12 protein-coding genes are annotated in these 18912 nt (G+C 70.4%); 4 read left to right on the top strand and 8 right to left on the bottom strand.

Features of this window, described 5'->3' with window-relative positions; all coding sequences use genetic code 11:
- Entirely contained in the window at positions 1 to 1461 is a 1461-nt protein-coding gene (locus A1QA_RS0105160) for a ParB/RepB/Spo0J family partition protein (protein ID WP_017177853.1), read from the top strand.
- 423 nt (positions 1462 to 1884) lie between these two features.
- Here the strand turns inward: A1QA_RS0105160 and A1QA_RS0105165 are convergent, their stop codons facing one another.
- From A1QA_RS0105165 to A1QA_RS0105200, 8 genes are all read right to left on the bottom strand, one after another.
- On the bottom strand, positions 1885 to 2838 hold the full coding sequence (locus A1QA_RS0105165; RefSeq protein WP_026048710.1) for a D-alanine--D-alanine ligase family protein: 954 nt from the start codon (positions 2836 to 2838) through the stop codon (positions 1885 to 1887).
- A 9-nt stretch (positions 2839 to 2847) separates the two neighbouring features.
- Positions 2848 to 4155, bottom strand: coding sequence for an aminotransferase-like domain-containing protein (locus A1QA_RS0105170; protein WP_017177856.1), 1308 nt, complete (start codon positions 4153 to 4155; stop codon positions 2848 to 2850).
- A 243-nt stretch (positions 4156 to 4398) separates the two neighbouring features.
- Positions 4399 to 5826, bottom strand: coding sequence for a threonine synthase (gene thrC / locus A1QA_RS0105175; RefSeq protein ID WP_017177857.1), 1428 nt, complete (start codon positions 5824 to 5826; stop codon positions 4399 to 4401).
- 301 nt (positions 5827 to 6127) lie between these two features.
- Positions 6128 to 6454 (bottom strand): thioredoxin, encoded by a 327-nt coding sequence (gene trxA / locus A1QA_RS0105180; RefSeq protein ID WP_017177858.1) that lies wholly within the window; start codon positions 6452 to 6454, stop codon positions 6128 to 6130.
- Positions 6455 to 6490: 36 nt separating this feature from the next.
- Positions 6491 to 7417, bottom strand: coding sequence for a thioredoxin-disulfide reductase (gene trxB, locus A1QA_RS0105185; protein WP_017177859.1), 927 nt, complete (start codon positions 7415 to 7417; stop codon positions 6491 to 6493).
- Positions 7418 to 7496: 79 nt separating this feature from the next.
- On the bottom strand, positions 7497 to 11981 hold the full coding sequence (locus A1QA_RS13575; RefSeq protein WP_244266064.1) for a murein biosynthesis integral membrane protein MurJ: 4485 nt from the start codon (positions 11979 to 11981) through the stop codon (positions 7497 to 7499).
- Positions 11978 to 14539, bottom strand: a complete 2562-nt coding sequence (locus A1QA_RS13580) for a DUF6049 family protein (protein WP_017177862.1) — start codon at positions 14537 to 14539, stop codon at positions 11978 to 11980. Before A1QA_RS13580 ends, A1QA_RS13575 begins: the two co-directional genes overlap by 4 nt.
- Positions 14536 to 15045: an NUDIX hydrolase gene (locus A1QA_RS0105200; RefSeq protein WP_017177863.1), complete on the bottom strand. Its 510-nt coding sequence runs from the start codon at positions 15043 to 15045 to the stop codon at positions 14536 to 14538. The genes A1QA_RS13580 and A1QA_RS0105200 overlap by 4 nt, the downstream gene beginning before the upstream one ends.
- 162 nt (positions 15046 to 15207) lie before the next feature.
- Between A1QA_RS0105200 and A1QA_RS13585 the strand changes: the two genes are divergently transcribed.
- The 3 genes from A1QA_RS13585 to A1QA_RS0105215 all read left to right on the top strand — a co-directional run bounded on the left by A1QA_RS13585 (position 15208) and on the right by A1QA_RS0105215 (position 18876).
- Positions 15208 to 16788 carry a CCA tRNA nucleotidyltransferase gene (locus A1QA_RS13585; RefSeq protein WP_017177864.1) on the top strand — a complete coding sequence of 527 codons (1581 nt, stop codon included), beginning with the start codon at positions 15208 to 15210 and terminating at the stop codon, positions 16786 to 16788.
- An 87-nt stretch (positions 16789 to 16875) separates the two neighbouring features.
- A complete protein-coding gene (locus A1QA_RS13590) occupies positions 16876 to 17388 on the top strand; it encodes an NfeD family membrane protein (protein ID WP_017177865.1) in 513 nt (170 codons plus the stop codon).
- Between the two features lie 78 nt (positions 17389 to 17466).
- The gene (locus A1QA_RS0105215) at positions 17467 to 18876 is read left to right on the top strand and encodes an SPFH domain-containing protein (protein WP_017177866.1); all 1410 of its coding nucleotides are present in this window, start codon (positions 17467 to 17469) and stop codon (positions 18874 to 18876) included.
- Positions 18877 to 18912: the final 36 nt, after the last annotated feature.

Consider the following 18912-nt stretch of genomic DNA (forward strand, 5'->3'; position numbering starts at 1 on the left):
ATGGCGCAGAAGAAGCGCGGACTCGGTCGTGGGCTGCAGGCCCTCATCCCGGAGGCCCAGGCGGAGGTGCCAGCCCGGCGCCCGACGGACGTCTTCTTCCCCGAGGGGCGCGCTCGTGTGGCCAAGGCGGACGACGGCGCGAAGGCGAAGGGCCGCGAGAGCGAGCAGACAGCTCCTGCCGCAGAGGAAACCCAGGCATCTGGGCACGCCTCGCATACCTCGGCAGACATCGCGGCCACTCTCCTCGCCCCCTCCAAGCGGGCGGCCAAGAACGGGCGGAAGAGCTCGGGCAACCGGAGCCGGCAGCCCGTGGAAACAACAGAGGAGAGCAAGAGCGTCGCGGCGAAGCGGCCAGCGAGCGAGATCGAGAAGAAGGCCGCGAAGGCCATCGACGATGTTTCACGTGAAACAGCGGCAAAGGATCCCGATTCAGGAAAGAAGTCCGTTTCACGTGAAACCGAGTCTCCCGCTGACGAGGCGACGGATGTGACGGCCGAGGCTGCCGACGTCGAGACCACTGGATCGCAGGACACGGCGGCGAAGGATGCGCCCGCGGAGGCCAATGACGCTGAGCCGGGAGATGACGAGAAGGACGGCGACGGAGAGGCTTCCGCTGAGGACTCCAGCGGACTCGTCCCTGTCCCGGGAGCGACGTTCGCAGAGCTTCCCGTGGAACTCATCTCGCCCAACCCGAGGCAGCCGCGTCAGGTCTTCGATGAGGAGGACATTGAGGAACTCGCGTCCTCCATCAAGGAAGTCGGTCTTCTTCAGCCCATCGTCGTCCGTCGTATCGATGATGAAGAAGGAACGCGCTACGAGCTCATCATGGGCGAGCGTCGTCTGCGGGCCTCTAAGCACGCGGGCATTGAGACGATCCCCGCGATTGTCCGCTACACCGACGATCAGGATCTCCTCCGCGACGCCCTGCTGGAAAACCTCCACCGTGTTCAGCTGAATCCGCTTGAAGAGGCCGCGGCCTATCAGGCTCTCCTGGAGGATTTCGGCTGCACCCATGCTGAGCTCTCCCGGAGGATCGCGCGATCACGCTCTCAGATCTCCAACACCCTGCGTCTCATGAAGCTCCCCGGCACCGTGCAGCGGCGCCTCGCTGCCGGCGTGCTGAGCGCCGGGCACGCCCGCTCTCTTCTCGGTCTGCCCGATCACGATGCCATGGAGACGCTTGCTGAGCGGATTGTCTCCGAGGGGCTTTCCGTCCGGGCCACGGAGGAACTCGTCGCGCTTCACGATGAACCCGCTAACGCGGCGAAGCCGAGCTCCCAGCGCAGTCGCTCACTTCCCCTCCCTGCCCTCTCGACCCGTCTCTCGGATGCCTTCGATACTAGGGTGAAGGTCGTTCGAGGCGCCAAGAAGGGGAAGATCACGATCGAGTTCGCCGGCGAGGATGATCTGGCGAGGCTCGTCGAGGCCCTCGCACCGGGTACCTCGCTCGACGAGGTCTAGCCTCTCCTGATCTCACCCGCTCACGGTCGCGCCGCCAATCGACACGATTGGCGGCGCGACCGTTTCACGTGAAACAGCATGAGGGGCCGGGCCGGAGATGTTTCACGTGAAACGGGAGAGAGCGCTGGAAAGCAAGCGTGAGGCGGCGGCGCCCGGCTGATTCTGTTTCACGTGAAACACACCTAGACCGATACTCAGGCCGGCGCGAGCGAAGAGCCTGTTTCACGTGAAACGGACAGCTTGTCCATGAACCGTGAAACAGTTCGTCCCGCCGCCAACGCCGCCCCTGAGAGCCAGCCGCGAGACGCTCCTCTGGTTTCACGTGAAACGCGACAGCCTGGGGCAAAGTGCTCGCGACAACGAGATCTCCCCGGCGTCCTTCAGGGCGCCGGGGAGATGGGAAATCGGGGTAGGGGCTCTCCGTTAGAGCAGAGGAGCGTGGACGAGGGCGTCGTAGAGACTCGGGAGGTCGCCGTCGGCCTCAGCGGCCAACGGGAAGAGGCTCGTCTCCGTCATCCCGGGTGTCACGTTCACGTCGATGAACCAGGGTGTTCCCGCCTCGTCGAGAATGAGGTCGGTCCGCGAGATGTTGCCGAGCCCCAGCGTCGTGTGGACGATAACGGCGGTCTCCTGAAGTCGAGCGATCACTGCCTCCGAGAGCCTCGCCGGGACGAAGTACTCGGAGCGGCCGGGGTTGTAGCGCGCGTCGAAGTCGTAAGCCCCGTCGGAGGAGACTTCCACGGGAGGGAGCGCACGTGGACCCGATCCCGTGTCGACGACGGAGACCGCGACCTCGGTCCCTCCGACGTACTTCTCGATGAGCGCGCGCTCGTCGTAGGCGAAGCATCCCACCATGGCCGCGCGGAGCTCATCGGCATTCGAGGCGAGGGAGACGCCGAGGCCTGATCCCCCCTGATTCGGCTTCACCACAACCGGTAGCCCGAGATGATCGGTGACCATGCCCAGTACATCCTGCGCGCCCATCTGGGCGAAGTAGTCCTTGGGGAGGGTCAGCGAATCGGGGGTGAGAACGCCGCCTGTGCGAACGGTCGCCTTGGCCGTCGGCTTGAACGAGGCCCGCTGGCACCCGTCCGAATGCGTCCCAACATAGGGCAGCTCAAGCCCGATGAGAACATTCTGAAGCCCACCGTCCTCCCCATGTCCACCGTGAACCAGCGGCCACACGACGTCGGGGGCGAAGGCGCGCAGAGAGGAGATCATGCGGGCATCCACGTCGAGGACGATGACGCTGTGGCCGAGGTGGCGGAGGACCTGGGCCACGCGGTTGCCGGAGCGCTGGGATACTTCCCTCTCGTGGCTGAGGCCGCCTGCGAGGACGGCGATGCGGAGGGGCTCGGGTGACGTTGTGGTTGTCATGGAACTACCTCAGATCTGGTCGGGGGCGGGAGCGGACACACCGGGACTCGGCTCAGGATGGGCCGGACCGAAGAGTTGGACGAGCTCGAGATCGCGGGCCACGACCTCTGAGAGGCGGCGGACCCCTTCCCTGATCTCCTCCGGCTCGGGGTAGCAGAAGGAGAGCCTGAGATGGTCCGCGCCGGATCGGCCGCCCGCGAAGAAGGCCGTTCCGGAGACATAGGCGACGAGGTTCGTGACAGCTCTGGGGAGCATCTCCTTCGCATCCAGCCCCTCGGGCAGAGCAAGCCACACGTAGAAGCCGCCGTCCGGAGTGTTCCACGTGCAACTGGGGAGGTGCTCCTCCAGGGCCGAGATCATGGCGTCCCTGCGACGGCGGTACATCCCGCGGAACTCGGAGATTTGCGCGCGCCAGTCGAACTGGTCGAGGTAGGTGGAGATCGAGTACTGCCCCATCGAGGACGGGCAGAGGATCGCCGCCTCGGACGCGAGTTTCATCTTGTCCCGGATGGCCGGCGGAGCCACCGCCCATCCCACGCGATAGCCGGGGGCGAAGATCTTTGAGAACGAGCCGAGGTAGACGACGTCGTCTGGAGCGATGGTCTTGAGCGCTGTGTAGGTCTGCCCCTCGAAGCCCAGAAGGCCATAGGGATTGTCCTCGACGATGAGCACGTGGTGCCGCCGGCAGGTCTCGATGATCTGGGGGCGCCTCTCCTCCGAGAGGGTCACCCCCGCCGGATTGTGGAAGTTGGGGAGGCAGTAGAAGAACTTGGCGGTGCGGCCCTGGCGCTTGAGCGATTCGATTCGCTCCTCCAGGGCCTCAGGGATGACGCCGTGCGCATCGATGGCCACCTGTTGCACGTCCGCCTGATAGGTGGCGAAGATGGACAGCGAGCCGACGTAGGTGGGAGCCTCGGCGAGCACCACGTCTCCCGGGTTGATGAAGAGCTCGGTGATGATGTCGACGGCCTGCTGAGAACCCGTGGTGATGACGACATCCTCAGGATCAGCGTCAATCCCCTCTAGGGCCATCACCTCGGGTATCTGCTCTCGAAGACGCGGCAAGCCCTGACCGTTGCCGTACTGGAGGGCCTTCCCCCCATCCTTGCGCAGCATGGTCGCGGTGGCATCGGCGAGCTGATCGAGGGGAAGATCTTTGAGATTGGGCATCCCACCGGCGAGCGAGACGACCTCGGGGCGGGCTGCCACGGCGAACAGGGAGCGCGTCTCGGAGGCGCGCAGGCCGTGGGCTCGCGCGGCGTAGTTATCGAGCCAGGGATCGAGCCTATTCCCTTTCACATGCTGCGGGTCAGTCACGTCATCGTCCTTTCCGGGCGGGCAGCCTTGCTGTACCCCAAGTCTGCCATGCCAGGCGGGGCCGGCAGCCCTTGCCTTCTCCACGACGACGGGGCTGTGTTTCACGTGGAACACAGCCCCGTTCGAATGATGCGACGTGACGGAGAATGAGTTCGTGGCGGGACGCGGCGGCGCTCTCACTATGTTTCACGTGAAACGCCTCTTGGCCGTTTCACGTGAAACACAGCCCCTCCCCGTTCCGTCCTAGCGCACTGCTGAACGCGCGATAAGGGCTCGCAACTCGTCCTCGCTGTTCGGGATCTCAACGACGTGCTGCTCCTTGGCGAGAAGCTCGCGTACGGAAGCTGGTGGCTGAGGAGCCTCGCCAAGCGCCTCCTCGACAGTCTCGGCGAACTTGGCCGCGAGGGCTGTCTCCATGACGAGAGTCGGGAAGCCCGGTTCCATGTGGCGCAGAGCCACGGTGACGCCGTCGGCTGTATGAGGATCGATGAGTGCGCCAGCCTCCGACTGCACGCGGTTGATCGCGGCAAGGCGGTCGGCGTGCGTCGAGGTACCGGAGACGAAGCCGAACTCCGCGCGCATGGCCTCGAGATGGTCGGTGAGATCGAGAGCGCCCGTCGTCTCCAGCGAGGCCCAGCGTGCAACGAACTCCTCTGGACCGAGGAGTTGCCACATGAAACGCTCGACGTTCGAGGCGCGCGAGATATCCATTGAGGGGCTGGACGTCGCCAGGGTCTCGGCGGACGAGCGCGGGCGGTAGATGCCGGAGGTGAAGAACTCGTCGAGGACATTGTTCTCATTCGTCGCCAGGATGAGCCGGCGGACGGGGAGTCCCATACTGCGGGTGAGGTGGCCGGCGTAGATATTGCCGAAGTTGCCGGACGGCACCGCGACATCCACGTGGAACGCCCCCCTCTCCTGAGGGGTGACGCCGTCGGAGGCGCGCAGCCATGCCCACACGTAGTAGACCGCCTGGGCAACGATGCGGCCGATGTTGATGGAGTTGACGGCGCCCAGGTTGTGCTCCGCCTTGAACGCCGCGTCGTTGTTGAGCGCCTTGACGAGGGCCTGGCAGTCATCGAAGACCCCGTCGACCGCGATGTTGTGGATATTGGGATCCGCGAGCGAGTACATCTGCGCGCGTTGCACGTCGCTCATCCTCCCGGCCGGCGAGAGCATGAAGACGGAGACCCCCTTCTGCCCGCGGAAGGCGTGCTCGGCGGCGGAGCCGGTGTCACCGCTCGTGGCACCGAGGATATTGAGGACCTTCCCATCGCGTGCGAGCACGTATGGGATCGCCTGCCCCAGGAACTGCATCGCGAGGTCCTTGAAGGCCATCGTCGGGCCTTCGGAGAGACCCACCAACGCGAGGCCCGGTGCGACGGCGTCGAGCGGTTTCAGTGGAACCACGGGAGCCGGGAAGCGATCGGGGCCGTACGCGGCCGAGACGATCCGCCGCAGATCTGCCTCTGGGATGTCGGTAGCGAAGAGGCCGATGACGGCGGTCGCGAGCGCGGTGTAGTCGAGGGACCTCCACTCCTCGAGTCGAGCGGCACTGATCGTCGGGATCGAGGTGGGCACGGCGAGGCCGCCGTCGGGCTCCAGTCCCATGAGAAGTGCTTCGGTGAAACTGGTTGAGGGTGCCTGGCCGCGGGTGGAGATGAACTGCATGCTGCGCCTCGCTGGTCGAAGTGGGATGGGAGTCGTGCCCATCGTAGGACGGGGCTCCCCTTTGAGGCAGCCGGCGCTCATCGCGCGGCAGGTGTTTCACGTGAAACACCAGGATACTATAAATAGGTTTTTAATCTTATAATTATAAGAAATGACGATTTATGGATCATGGGTGAGGAGCAGCCCCCGGCCCTCTGAGACAGCCGCGCCCCTACCCCATGAGGGGCAGGGGCGCGGCGCGGAATGAGCCGATGCCGGGGCGTCGCTCATCAACGGAGCATGCGCTCGGGAGCGATGGGTCTCAGCCGAGGACCTTCTCGATCTCCTTGACGAAGGCGCCCTTGGCGCGCGAGCCGGCGAACTGGTGAACGGTCTCCCCGCCCTTGACGACGGCGAAGGTCGGGATGGAGCGGACGCCGAAGGAGGCAGCCGTGGAGGGGTTCTCGTCGACGTCGATCTTGACGACCTTGAGCCTGCCATCGAAGTCGGCCGCGACCTCATCGACGACGGGCGCCATCTGGCGGCAGGGACCGCACCACTCGGCCCAGAAGTCGATGAGGACGGGCAGCTCGGACGAGGCGACCTCGGCCTCGTAGGTGGCGTCGGTGACGGCGAGGGCCTGGGACATGGTTGTTCTCCTAATCAGTGACGTGCTGTGGGTTGGTCAGGCGTCGAGCGACGCGATGTAGTGCTCGGCGTCCAGCGCGGCGCGACATCCGGAGCCGGCGGCGGTGATGGCCTGCTGGTAGGTGGCGTCGGCGACGTCGCCGCAGGCGAAGACCCCGGGGATGGCCGTGCGCTGGCTGGGCGAGTCGACGAGGATGTAGCCGGCGTCGTCGAGCTCGAGGACGCCCGCGACGAGCTCGGAGCGCGGGATCTGGCCGATGGCCACGAACAGTCCCTCGGCGGGGATCTCGCGGCGCTCACCGGTGACGGTGTCCTCCAGGGTGACCGAGGTCAGCGCCTCCTCGCCGGCCAGGGCGACGACCTTGGAGTTCCAGGCGAAGGAGATCTTCGGGTCAGCCTGGGCGCGCGCGGCCATGGCGGCGCTCGCGCGCAGCTGGTCGCGGCGGTGGACAACGGTGACGGAGGAGCCGAATCGCGTGAGGAAGGTGGCCTCCTCCATCGCGGAGTCGCCGCCCCCGACGACGACGATCGGCTTGTCCTTGAAGAAGAAGCCGTCGCAGGTGGCGCAGTAGGAGACGCCGTGGCCGGAGAGGCGGTCCTCGCCGTCGATCCCGAGCTTGCGGTACTCCGAGCCCGTGGAGATGATGACGGTGCGGGCCTCGTAGACGGCGTCGTCCGTGGTGATGCGCTTGATGTCGCCGGTGAGCTCGAGCGAGGTGACGTCCTCGTATCGGATGTCCGCGCCGAAGCGCTCGGCCTGCTCCTGCATGTGGGTCATGAGCTCGGGGCCCATGATGCCCTCGTCGTACCCGGGGTAGTTCTCCACCTCGGTGGTGTTCATGAGGGCGCCCCCGGCTGTCACGGAGCCGGCGAGCACGATGGGGCTCAGTTGCGCGCGCGCGGCGTAGATGGCGGCCGTGTAGCCGGCGGGTCCGGAGCCGACGATGACGACGTCGTGGATCATGACTCTCCTGTGTGCGAGTGATCGGGCAGCGGCAGCTGGTGCAACCAGCGATGAAAACCGCTTGTTCCCGCCCTCGCGCCTATCGAAGGGTGATCTCGGTGATAGTGGCCTTGTTCTTGCCGTCGTCTGGGGCCACCGGGAGCTCGGTGATGACGACGACGATCGTGTCCGTTGTCGCGGCATCGAAGGAGAACGAGGTGGTGCCCGAGGTGAAGGGGCCCTCCGCGAGCACGGTGCCCCCCTGGGGGTCCTGGACGCTCGTGGCGCGGATCTGGACATGACCGCCCTGGCCGGTGCCCTGGAGGTCGATCCCGGAGACGGGCGCGGCCTGCTGCAGGGTGACGGCGATGCTGACGTCGCCGAGCCCTGTGGGCTGGTTGGCCCACTGCGTGTACCACTCCTTGGAGGTGTCCCCGTCGACGAGGCGGCCCTCGAGCTCGGGGTGCTGGCCGCTGAGGCTCTTCGCGCCCGTGATGGTGATCGGCACCTGCGGGGTCGCACCTCCTCCTCCCTGGCCATCGCCGCCGGGGGCGGCGGCCGCCGTGGACGGGACCGTGCGGGCGGCGGGCACCTCCTTCTCCATGAGGGGCACGCCCAGCAGCTGAAGGATGTTGGTGATCGCGAAGTAGGCGACGATGAGCACGACCGCGAGCAGCCCGACGATGATCCCCGTCGAGACGCGGCTGTCGGCCTCCGAGCCCTCATCGTCCTCAGATCCGTCGTTGATGTCATCGACGATGCGGGGCAGCGAGCCGGTGGTGTCGAGGGGCTCGAGGAGCGTCGGCGCGGGGCGGGCCGGCAGGAAGGCCGGAGGCGCGGGCGCCGCCGCGGGCGGCGGTGGGGCGGCCGCGGCGCTCGCCGGTGCCGACGGCGGGAGCGGTGCCTCGGTGCTGGTGGCCGGCGCGGCAGAGCCGGTTGACGTCGGAGCGGGCTGCGCGGGAGCACTGGCGAGCGCCGCTGGCACCAAAGGCTCTGCTGCGGGAGCGGCGGCCTCCGGCGCGCTCGAGGCGGCCCCTGCCGCAGCGGCCTCAGCGGCGGAGCCGGCACTGGTGCCGGACCTCGCTCCCAGGGCTCCGCCCCGGCTGGCCGACAGGCCCCGCAGGCGGCCGAGCACGGTCTTGGCGACCTCGGCAGGCGCGGGAGAGGCGGCTGTCCTGGGCGATGCCTCGGGCGCCGCCGGGGCGGCCTGCGCGGGCGCCTGTCCCAGCGTCGCGGGCGCCTCGGGCACGAGGCCCTGGAGGGCGTCGGCCTCCCAGCGACCGAGCTGGTGGGCGACCTCGGAGGCGGAGATCGGCGCCTTATCGGCGAAGTACTTGGTGGCGAGATCGTCGAGATCCTGTTCGGAGGCCAGCGCGGGCACGAAGGATGAGGGACGCGCGGGCACGCCCTCGGAGGTGGGTGCCGAGGCGATACCGGCGCGCTTGCCCGGCCAGCGGCGCGTCAGCCCGAAGTAGAGGAGCTCGACGAGCGAGCGCGCGTCGGCGCGATCGGAGTCGAGTGGATCGCCGCTGGACTTCTCCAGGCCGAGCGCCGCCGCCTCGATGCCGACGCCGGAGATCCGCACGCTGCCATCGGGAAGGACCCGCACGGACTCGGGGGCGAGGTTGAGGTGGTGCAGGCCCCTGCGCGAGGCCGCCTCAAGCGCCTGGGCCGCCTCCCCGACGATGGTGCGGACCTGGGCGGGGGTCAGTCCCTCGCGCACGAGCGAGCCGAAGGAGCGGCCTGCCACGGACTCGGTGACGATGAAGGCCGGGTTGCCGTGCTCGACGTCGTAGACCCGCTGAAGGCGGGCGTCATCGATGAGGGCCGCGCGGGAGGCGGCATCGAGGATCTCATCGCGATGCGGTGTGGCACCGCTGAGAGTCAGGACAACGACCTCGCGCCCCAGGATCGCGTCGCGGCCGAGATGCCGGACGATACGGGGCAGGGTGGCGGGCATCGCGGCCGTGAGCGCGTAGCGCCCCGACCCGATGGGCTTCGCCTGATCCATGCCGTCCATGCGGACACTGCCTCCCGTGCTCTCGGCTATCTGTGGCTTTGGACTTATCGTAGCGGCCCCTGGGGTGCTCACAGCGAACGAATCGGGACCAGAAGGGGAGACCTGCCCTGCTGGGGACCCGGATTGCGGGATCGTCGCGGGTGAGAGGGGCCCGGGGAAGGAAAGTGTCGGTCCGGTGGCGAATGCGCCGGTGCTGCCCGCCGGGGCGAAGGACGGCGGGAGGGTGGCGGGGGGTTCGCTCGTGGCCGGCGCGCCCGGCACTGGGACGATGGGGGCCTGGGGCGCGAGCCGCGAGGGCGCCATGGGCGCCGGGGCGCCCGGCGTGGTGCGCGGATCGGCTGGGCCGGTTGGCGCCGCAGGGGCGGGCTGGCTGGGCTGGGCCAGCTGCCCCGGCTGGGGCATCGGCTGCCCCAGCGCCTGCGGCGGCACTCCCTGCGGCTGGCCGTAGGGGGCGGGGCCATACGACGGCGCCTGCGCGGCGGCTGGCCGTCCGGTGGGCCAGGCGGCGGTGCTGGCCGCAGGGGGCACGGAGCCCGGGAGCTGCTGGGGCGGCGCGGGCGCGGTGCTGGGCATCGCCGCTGGTTGGGTGGCTGGCGGGACAACCGGTGCCTGGGCAGGCGCGGAGGGAGCCGCAGCTGCTGGCGCCGCCGTGGTGGGCGCGGGGCGCGCTGGAGTCATCCTCAGTGACGCCCCCATGCGGGCGAGAGCCCGGCCCGCCCCACCGGGGAGCATGCCCCCGGCCTTGGTCACGATGCCGGCGACGGGGTTCATGAGAATCGCGAGCTCGTCGATCCGCAGGGCCCGGGCCGCGGCCAGGTACACGATCGTCATGATCGCCCCGACAGTGAGGACCAGGAAGACGGCGTCGAGAGCGGCTGCGCCCATGAGGTGGCCATCGGCGTCGCCCAGGAGCTCGCGCACGACGATGCCCACGATGACTGCGGGGACGGCCGCGCCGATGAGCCGCAGGTGCGTGGAGATGACCCGGGGGCCGTCGAGGTCGGGCAGGTGGCGGCGCATGAGCGGCACCACCACGGCCACTGCCCCGGCTTGGGCGACCGGGGAGGAGATCGCGGCCCAGAGCATCCAGTGCTGGGGCTCCGCCAGGAAGTAGGTGAGCAAGCAGAACACCACGGGGATGATGCCCACGGTGACGTCGGCCCGCACGAGGCGGCGCGTGTCGCCGTAGGCGAGCAGGACCCGCTGCGTGGTGAACCAGATCCCCTGCACCACGATGCCCATCGCCAGGGCCACGAGGATCGGCGCGGCCGCATGGGCCTGCGCCAGGGAGATGGAGGGGACGAAGGCCTGGAGCGCCGGCGTGGCCAGCACCGCGATCCCGGCGCTCGCCAGGACCGTGAACACGGCCACCGATCGCAGTCCCAGGGAGAGGTCGTCGCGCACGCCCTTGCCGTCGCCGGCCGCGGCCTTCTCGCTCATGCGGGTGAACAGCGCGGTGACCACGGAGGTCGTCACGAGGGACTGCGGGAGGATGTAGATGAGGAGGGCGTTGTTGTACATCGTCGTCGAGGGGACGATGACGCCCTGGCTGGCGACCTTCTCCGCCGCGGAGACGGCCCGCGAGCCCAGGTTCATGACCGCCCAGTCGCCCAGGGCGGCCACGACGATCCCGATGAGGGCCCACCCGGCGATCTTGGAGGTGTCGCCCAGGCCGAGGCCCCGCACCCCGAAGATGATGCGCGGGGTGAACCCCGAGCGGCGCAGCGGGATGTAGAGGATGAGCGCCTGGACGACGATGCCCAGCGTCGTCATCCCAGCGATGAGCGTGATGCGCACGGCGTCCCACTCGGTGGGGCCGCCGTCGGATCCGGCGTAGCGGCCGTAAATCGCCATATAGGCGATGAGCGAGGCGATCGAGATGACGTTGTTGACCACGGGCGCCCACATGTAGGGCCCGAAGATGTGCCGGGCGTTGAGCACCTGTCCCCACAGGGCGTAGAGCCCGTAGAAGAACACCTGCGGCATGCACCAGAACGCGAAGGCGTAGCCCACTGGGAGCCATCGCCCCAGACCACCGCCGTAGAGCAGGATGATGAGGGGCGCGGCGAGGGTGAGCAGGGCCGTGATGGCCAGGATGAGGGTGCCGGCGGCGGTGAGCAGGCGGTTGACGACCTCCTCGCCGTTCTCGCGCCGCAGGGCCCGAACGATCTGCGGGACGAGGACGGCGTTGAGGATGCCGCCCACCAGCATGTTGTAGAGCTGGTTGGGCAGGGTGTTGGCGATGTTGAAGGCGTCGGCGGCGCCGGAGGCCGTGGCCCCCAGGGCCGCGATGAGCAGGGCGTTGCGCACGAGCCCCAAGAGGCGCGAGGCCATGGTCCCGGCCATCATCACCACCGAGGAGCGCATGATCGACGCCGGCTTGGGGGGCTTCCGCCTCGGGCGCGGCTCAGGGGCGGGCCGGGGCGCCTGGGCGCGCTGGCTGGGCTGAGGCGCCGCCTGCTGGGCGGCTGCCAGCGGCTGGGGCGCCTGGACGGGCGCGCTTGGCCTCGCCCCCTGGCCGGGCCGGGGCCCCATGGGGACGTTCTGGGCGTGCGCGGGGGTCATGCGTCTCCCTCCAGCTCGGGGGCGCCCGCGAGCGGGGCGTCGGGCACAGCGCGCCTGCCGCGCCGGACGGTTCGGTAGATGCCGGCGGCCAGCAGGATCACCAGGGCGCCGGTGACGATCCTGGTGCCCCGGCCCTCCCAGTCGGCGCGCACGCGCATGCGCAGGCGTGCCGGGGTTCCCACCTCGGTGCCGTCCGAGGACAGGATCCTCACCGTGAGGCTCGCGTTGCCCGAGCCGACGGCGGTCACGGGCACGGAGGCGACGGCCTGCCCGCCGGCCGGGACCACCACGGAGACCGCCTCCTTGGTCTGGAGGCGCGGCGATCCGGAGATGACCTCGACCAGCACGGTGGAGTCCTGCTTGAGCGACGACGAGACGCGGATCGGGAGCTGCGCCCTGTCACTGATGAGGTTGATCGTCGAGGTCGGGGTGACCTGCAAGGCGCTGACCACCGAGTTGGCGGCGGAGTCAGCGCCGGCGATGAGGGCCGTGCGGCCAGCGGAGTCCCACCTCCAGGCAGCCGCGGACACGGAGGACACCAGCTGCGCGCGCGTGCCCATGATCGCCGTGGGGTCGTGGAGGACCGAGCTCGTGGCGCCCACGCGCTGCGCGACGGCCCTGGCCTGGGCGAGCTCGGGATCGCTCAACTCGGCGTCGGTCACCTGGAGGTCCGGCAGCGCGGTGCGGCTGGGCTCCTCATCCTGGGCGGCCTGCGCGTCAGCGTCGGCGCGCAGGTCGGCGAGGCTCGCCGCCGTCGTCCAACTGGTCCGCCTCAGCGCGTCGACCCTGGCCCCCAGGGCCGTGGGCGAGGTCGTCGAGGCGGTGTGGCGGTCGATGGCTACCACGACGTCCCTGCCCAGGTTCGGCGCCTGACGAGTGAGGATCGCCGTCTGGGCGCGCAGGTACTGGCGGGTGTCGAGCTCGCTGAGGGATTGCGTGGAGGACCGCGTCTCCAGGCTTCCCGCGATCCCCGCGCTCAGGGGGGTATCGGGCAGGAGGATGGTGCGGCCATCGCGCGAGGCGATGCCCGACGGCGTGTAGGTGAGCGGCTCGGTGACGTCCATGTCCCCCGGGGAGGCCACGACGATGCTGGCCGACTCCGGCAGGGCGGACAGCGTCCAGCTGTCCAGGGGCCCCGCCGGCCAGGCCAGGGATGTGCTCGCGCTCGCTCCGGCCAGCAGAGACCCGCTCGCCCGGGTGGTGGCGGAGGCCATGAGGTCCGTGGCGCTCAGGTGGGTGAGGGCGGAGACATCGGCGTCGCCCCAGGGAAGGACGACGACGTCGCCCTTGCCCTTCGCGCCCGACCCCGTCAGCGCCCTGTAGAGCGAGCCGGCCAGCTCAGTGAGGTCCTCCTCCGCCATATCCCGCGGGGCGGCCGTCGCCGAGGGCGAGGCCGTGGGGCTCGGCGAGCCACTGGGGGTCGGGGACGCGCTGGGCGCGGGGGTCGCCGTCGCACTGGATCCGCCCGAGCCCGCCGCGGCGGCCGCCTGGAGGCGCTCAGGGGTCATGCCGAGCGCGTCGATGAGGGCCGGGTCGATGGCCAGGACGACGCCGTCGCCGGCCAGATCGAGCATCCCCGTCACGCGCTGGCGCAGGGCGTGGATGGAGGGCTGGGCGTCCTGCGAGGAGGCCGAGGGGACGGAGTCGGGCCCCGCGGAGGGGGTCGGCGAGGCGGTCGCGGATGGCCCGGCCGAGGCGCTCGCGGACGGGGCCGCGGAGGGGCTGGCCCCCGGGCTCGGCGAGGCGCTGGGGGCGGCGGAGGCTGTGGGGCTGGCCGTCGGGGTCGCCGTCGCCCTGGCCGCCTCCTCAGCGGCCCGCTCCGCCTCGCGCTGCTCGGTGGTGCCCAGGTCCGCCAGGAGCGCGAGCTCGGCGGGGCTGGCGGTGACCGGGATGACAACGGTGACGCGGCTGGGGTCCACGGAGGCGCCGCTGTCCCACAGCGAGATCGCGCGGTCCTGGGCGAGCGTGGAGCCGCTTTGCGTGAGGGTGACCTGGATGCCCCGAGGCCCCCATTGGTCGGTGTCCGCCAGGGGCAGGTCCGAGTTCTTGACGGTCACGGAGAAGCGCTGGGAGGCGCCGGGGGCGACATCCGAGCCGAGGGCCTCGTCCATGGCGGTGACGAGCGAGGTGGAGCGCTCGCCGGCGAGCCAGGAGCTGAGGTTCCCGGTGGAGACCTCCGTGGTCTGCTGGGCCTGGACCACGATCGAGGCGCCGGACAGGTTCGTGGCCGTGCCGTTGGCGATGGTCCCTGAGATGCGCAGATCCTCCCCCGAGTGCAGGACCTCGGGGGCCATGGCGTCCACCGTGAGGGTGAGGGCGCCGTCGGTGACGGCCGGGGCAGTCTCACCAGCGCCCAGGGCGCCAGGGACGCTGGCGGCGCTGCCCGCGGGCAGGACCTCGACCGATGAGGCGCCTCCCTGGGCCGCTGCGCCCGCAGGGCCCGCTGGACCCCCGGCAGCCGCGGGCGCGGCGAGCGCCGGCCCGGCGATCATCATGGCCGCGCTGGACAGGATGGCCGCTGCTGAGGCCAGCAGTCGCCGCGTGCGACGCAGGCTCATCCATCCCCCACGAGGATGTTGCGGGCCGCGGCAACGATCCTGCGCTCATTGGGGTAGGCCAGGCGCTTGCCGACGTCGTCGAGCGAGACCCAGGCGACATCCTCGGCCTCATGATCGGGGTCGTTCTCCGTGGTCAGGTCCCCGCCGACGGCCTCGAGGAGGAAGTGGTGGACGACCTTGTGGACCCGGTGGGCGTCGCCCGCGAACCAGTAGTCGATCGTCGCCAGGTGGCGCAGCACGCGCCCCGTGATCCCCGTCTCCTCGGCGATCTCGCGGACGGCCGCCTCCTCGGCGGTCTCCTCGCCCTCCAGATGGCCCTTGGGCAGGCACCACTCGAGGCGCCCGCCCCGGTTGCGGCGCGCGATGACGGCGGCGAAGGCGCGCCCGTCCTGGACGTCGACGACGAGCCCGCCGGCGCTCGTCTCATCGACAACGGGCAGGCCGCGCGCACTCGAGTGCCTCGCCGAGGAACCGGCGCGGGGCTTGCGAGTGCGGTGAGAGGGCATAGGGACACTCTAGGCGGTCCAGGCCCCTCGATCGGCGCAGTGCGCGCCGAGGCGGACCAGGTGCTCCTCACACGCCGATGGGCGCCTGCTCCGGGGCGTCCCGGCTCTCCCCAAGACGTTCGCGGGGAGCCGGCGCGGCGGGCTCATGGCAGGCTTGCCCCGATGACTACCTCCCCGGCCAGCGCCTCCTGCCCGACCCCCTCCCTGACGCCCACCGCGCGTGACGCCCTAGCGGGCCTGCCGCCGTCGCTGGCCGCCCTCGGTCACGCCTTCGCGCGGGCAGGCCACGAGATCGCGCTGGTCGGCGGGCCCGTGCGCGACGCCTTCCTCGGCGTCGCCCCCCATGATCTCGACCTGACCACCTCCGCGCGCCCCGAGCAGACCGAGGAGCTGCTGAAGGCCTGGGGGGACAACTGCTGGGACGTCGGCCGCGAGTTCGGCACCATCGGCGCGCGCAAGGGCGACGTCGTCGTCGAGGTCACCACCTACCGCACCGAGGCCTACGAGGTCGGCTCGCGCAAGCCCGCCGTCTCCTACGGGGACAGCCTCGAGGGCGACCTCACGCGCCGTGACTTCACCGTCAACGCCATGGCCCTGCGCCTGCCCGACCTCGAGCTCGTCGACCCCCACGGGGGCCTTGAGGACCTGGAGGCCGGGATCCTGCGCACCCCCGTCACGGCCGTGCAATCCTTCGACGACGACCCCCTGCGCATCATGCGGGCCGCGCGCTTCGCCGCCCAGCTCGGCTTCGACGTCGAGCCGGAGGTCATGAGCGCCATGGAGGAGATGGCCGGCCGGCTGGAGATCGTCTCCGCCGAGCGCGTTCGCGCCGAGCTGGAGCGCCTGCTGCTCGCCCCCGCCCCCCGCCGCGGCCTGGAGCTCATGGTCCACACGGGCGTGGCCGACGTCGTCCTGCCCGAGCTGTCCGCGCTGCGCGAGACCGTCGATGAGCACAGGCGGCACAAGGACGTCTACGAGCACACCCTCGTCGTCCTCCAGCAGGCCATGGACCTGGAGACCGGCCCCGACGGGCCCGTGCCCGGCCCGGACCTCGTGCTGCGCCTGGCCGCGATCATGCACGACATCGGCAAGCCCGCCACCCGCCGCTTCCTGCCCGACGGCACCGTCACCTTCCACGCCCACGACATCATCGGCGCGCGCATGGCCAAGAAGCGCCTGACCGCCCTGCGCTTCGACAAGCAGACCATCAAGGACGTCGCCCGGCTCGTCGAGCTGCACCTGCGCTTCCACGGATACGCCGATGCCGCCTGGTCCGACTCCGCCGTGCGCCGCTACGTCGCCGACGCCGGGCCGCTGCTCACGCGCCTGCACCGCCTCACTCGCGCCGACGTCACCACCGGCAACCGCCGCAAGGCCGCCATGCTCTCCCACGCCTACGACGATCTTGAGCGGCGCATCGACGAGCTCGCGGCGGCCGAGGAGCTCGCCGCGATCCGCCCCGACCTCGACGGCGCGCAGATCATGGCCGAGCTCGGCCTGCCCCCGGGGCCCATGGTCGGCAAGGCCTACCAGTTCCTCATGGACCTGCGCATGGAGCGCGGCCCGCTTGGCGAGGACATGGCCCGTGAGGCCCTGCGCGCCTGGTGGGCGGCCGTTCCGGCCGAGGAGCGCGCCCGCGCCGAGGCCGGGCGCCGGGACAAGCGCCGGGACGACAAGCGGGGCAAGGACAAGGGCAAGGACAAGGACGGCACGCGGGGCACGAGCGGGGGCGCGAGCTCGTGAGGCCGATTGCCGAGATCGCTCCTGAGGCCCGGAATGCGGGGAGTTCTCCCACTGGACGCGCCCGCCCGGCACCGCTGAGATAAGACCATGACCCTGACGCCTCTCTTCCTGGGCCTCATCGGCTCGGGCGTCCTCCTCATGCTGCTCGTCGTCATCCTCGACGACTTCCTCGACGCGCTCTTCGACGGCGCCGCGCCCGTCATCGCCGTCGGGCTCGCCGCCGCCGGGCTCACCGGCTTCATCGTCACCCGGGCCGCCAGTCTGCCCAGGTGGCCCGCCGTCGGGCTCGCGCTCGCGGCCGCCCTGGCGGCGGGCGCGCTCACCCGCGCCGGCTGGAGGGCGCTGCGCCGGCGCGGCCCCCAGGTGCTCGCTCCCCTGGAGGCCGTCGAGCTCGTCGCCGCCCCCGCCACCGTCCTGTGGTGGCGCGATGGCAGGGGCAAGGTGCTCGTCGAGGCCCCACGGGGCGGCCAGCACCAGCTCGTGGCCAGCGGCGACGAGGCGCTGCGAGCGGGCCAGGCGGTCACCGTCGTCGACGCCGGCCGCGATGAGCGCGGCGCCATCCACGTCGTCGTCTCGCGGCTCGCCCTGGCCGGCGAGTAAGGCGCCAGCCGCCCTCGCGGCGCCCATCGTCCCTGATCAACAAGACCGATTCCTGAATCGAGAAAGGTTCCCCCACCCATGCTGAGCATCATCCTCATCGCCGTCGCGGCGATCGCGCTCGTCGTCCTCATCGGCGTCTTCGCCGCGAGTCGATTCGTCGTCATCCCGCCCAACGAGGTCGGTATGGTCTCCGGAAGCGCCAAGACCGGGGATGTCAAGATCATCCTCCCCGGTGGCCGCGACTTCGTGTGGCCCATCCTCCAGACCATCCGCTACCTGCCCATGACCCAGCAGACCGTTGCCCTGGGCGTGGAGGCCGAGGACAAGAACAAGATCAAGGTGTTCGTCTCCGCCGTCGCCGCCATCAAGGTGGGCGACAACGACGCCGCGATCCGCGCCGCCGCCCAGCGCTTCATGGGCAAGGCCCAGATCGAGGGCGCCATCGCCGAGGCCACCACCGAGGCACTGGAGGGAACCCTGCGCTCCATCGTGGGCGCCATGACCGTCTCCGACCTCATCAGCGACCGCGAGGCCCTCCAGCAGCAGGTCCTCGACGGCGCCGAGACCGTCCTGGCCGGCATGGGACTGGCGATCGACACCCTCCAGATCAACAAGATCGAGGACAACGACGGCTACATCGCCTCCCTGGGTGTTCCCGAGCGCAAGCGCGTTGAGCAGGAGGCGCGTATCGCCACCGCGAACGCCGAGGCGCTTGCCGCCGCGGCCGAGGCGACGTCCCAGGCGACGGTCGCCCAGCAGCAGCGCGACCTGGCCATCAAGAAGGCGGCCCTGAAGAAGGAGATCGACGCCGCCCAGGCAGACGCCGAGGCCGCCGGCCCCCTGGCCAAGGCCGAGAACGACCGGAAGGTCGCCGAGATCGAGCAGCGCGCCGCCCAGGCCCGCGCCGACCTGCGCGAGCGCGAGCTCGACACCGAGGTCCGCAAGCCCGCCGACGCCGACCTCTACGCCCGCACCCGCGGCGCCGAGGCCGCCAAGGCCGAGCAGATCAACGCCGCTGAGGCGGCCGCCGAGCGCAAGCGCCTCGACGCCGAGGCCCAGGCCGGGGCCACCGCCCGCCTCGCCGAGGCGGAGGCGACCGCCACGAAGGCCCGTGCCCTGGCCGAGGCCGAGGCCGTTCGCGCCGCCGGTGAGGCTGAGGCCGAGGCCTCCCGCGCCAAGGGCCTGGCCGCCGCTGAGGCCACGAAGGCGCAGGCCGAGGCCATGGAGCGCTATGGCGAGGCCGCGAAGGCCAAGCAGGTCATCGATGTCCTCCCCGAGATCGCCCGCGCCCTGGCCGAACCCATGGGCCGCATCGAGGGCATGACGGTGGTCTCCGCCGATGGCGCCGGCAAGATCACCCAGATGGCCGCCTCGGTCATCCCCCAGCTCGACGGCCTCACCCAGGCCTTTCTCGGCAAGCCCGTGAGCGACCTGCTGGGCAACGAGGGCGGCAAGGGCGTGACGCGGCCGGGAGACTCCGCGCACTGATGTCGCACTGAGCGGTACTGAGTGGACTGAGCGCTA

This window comes from Actinomyces timonensis DSM 23838 (assembly GCF_000295095.1).
Lineage (GTDB): Bacteria > Actinomycetota > Actinomycetes > Actinomycetales > Actinomycetaceae > Actinomyces > Actinomyces timonensis.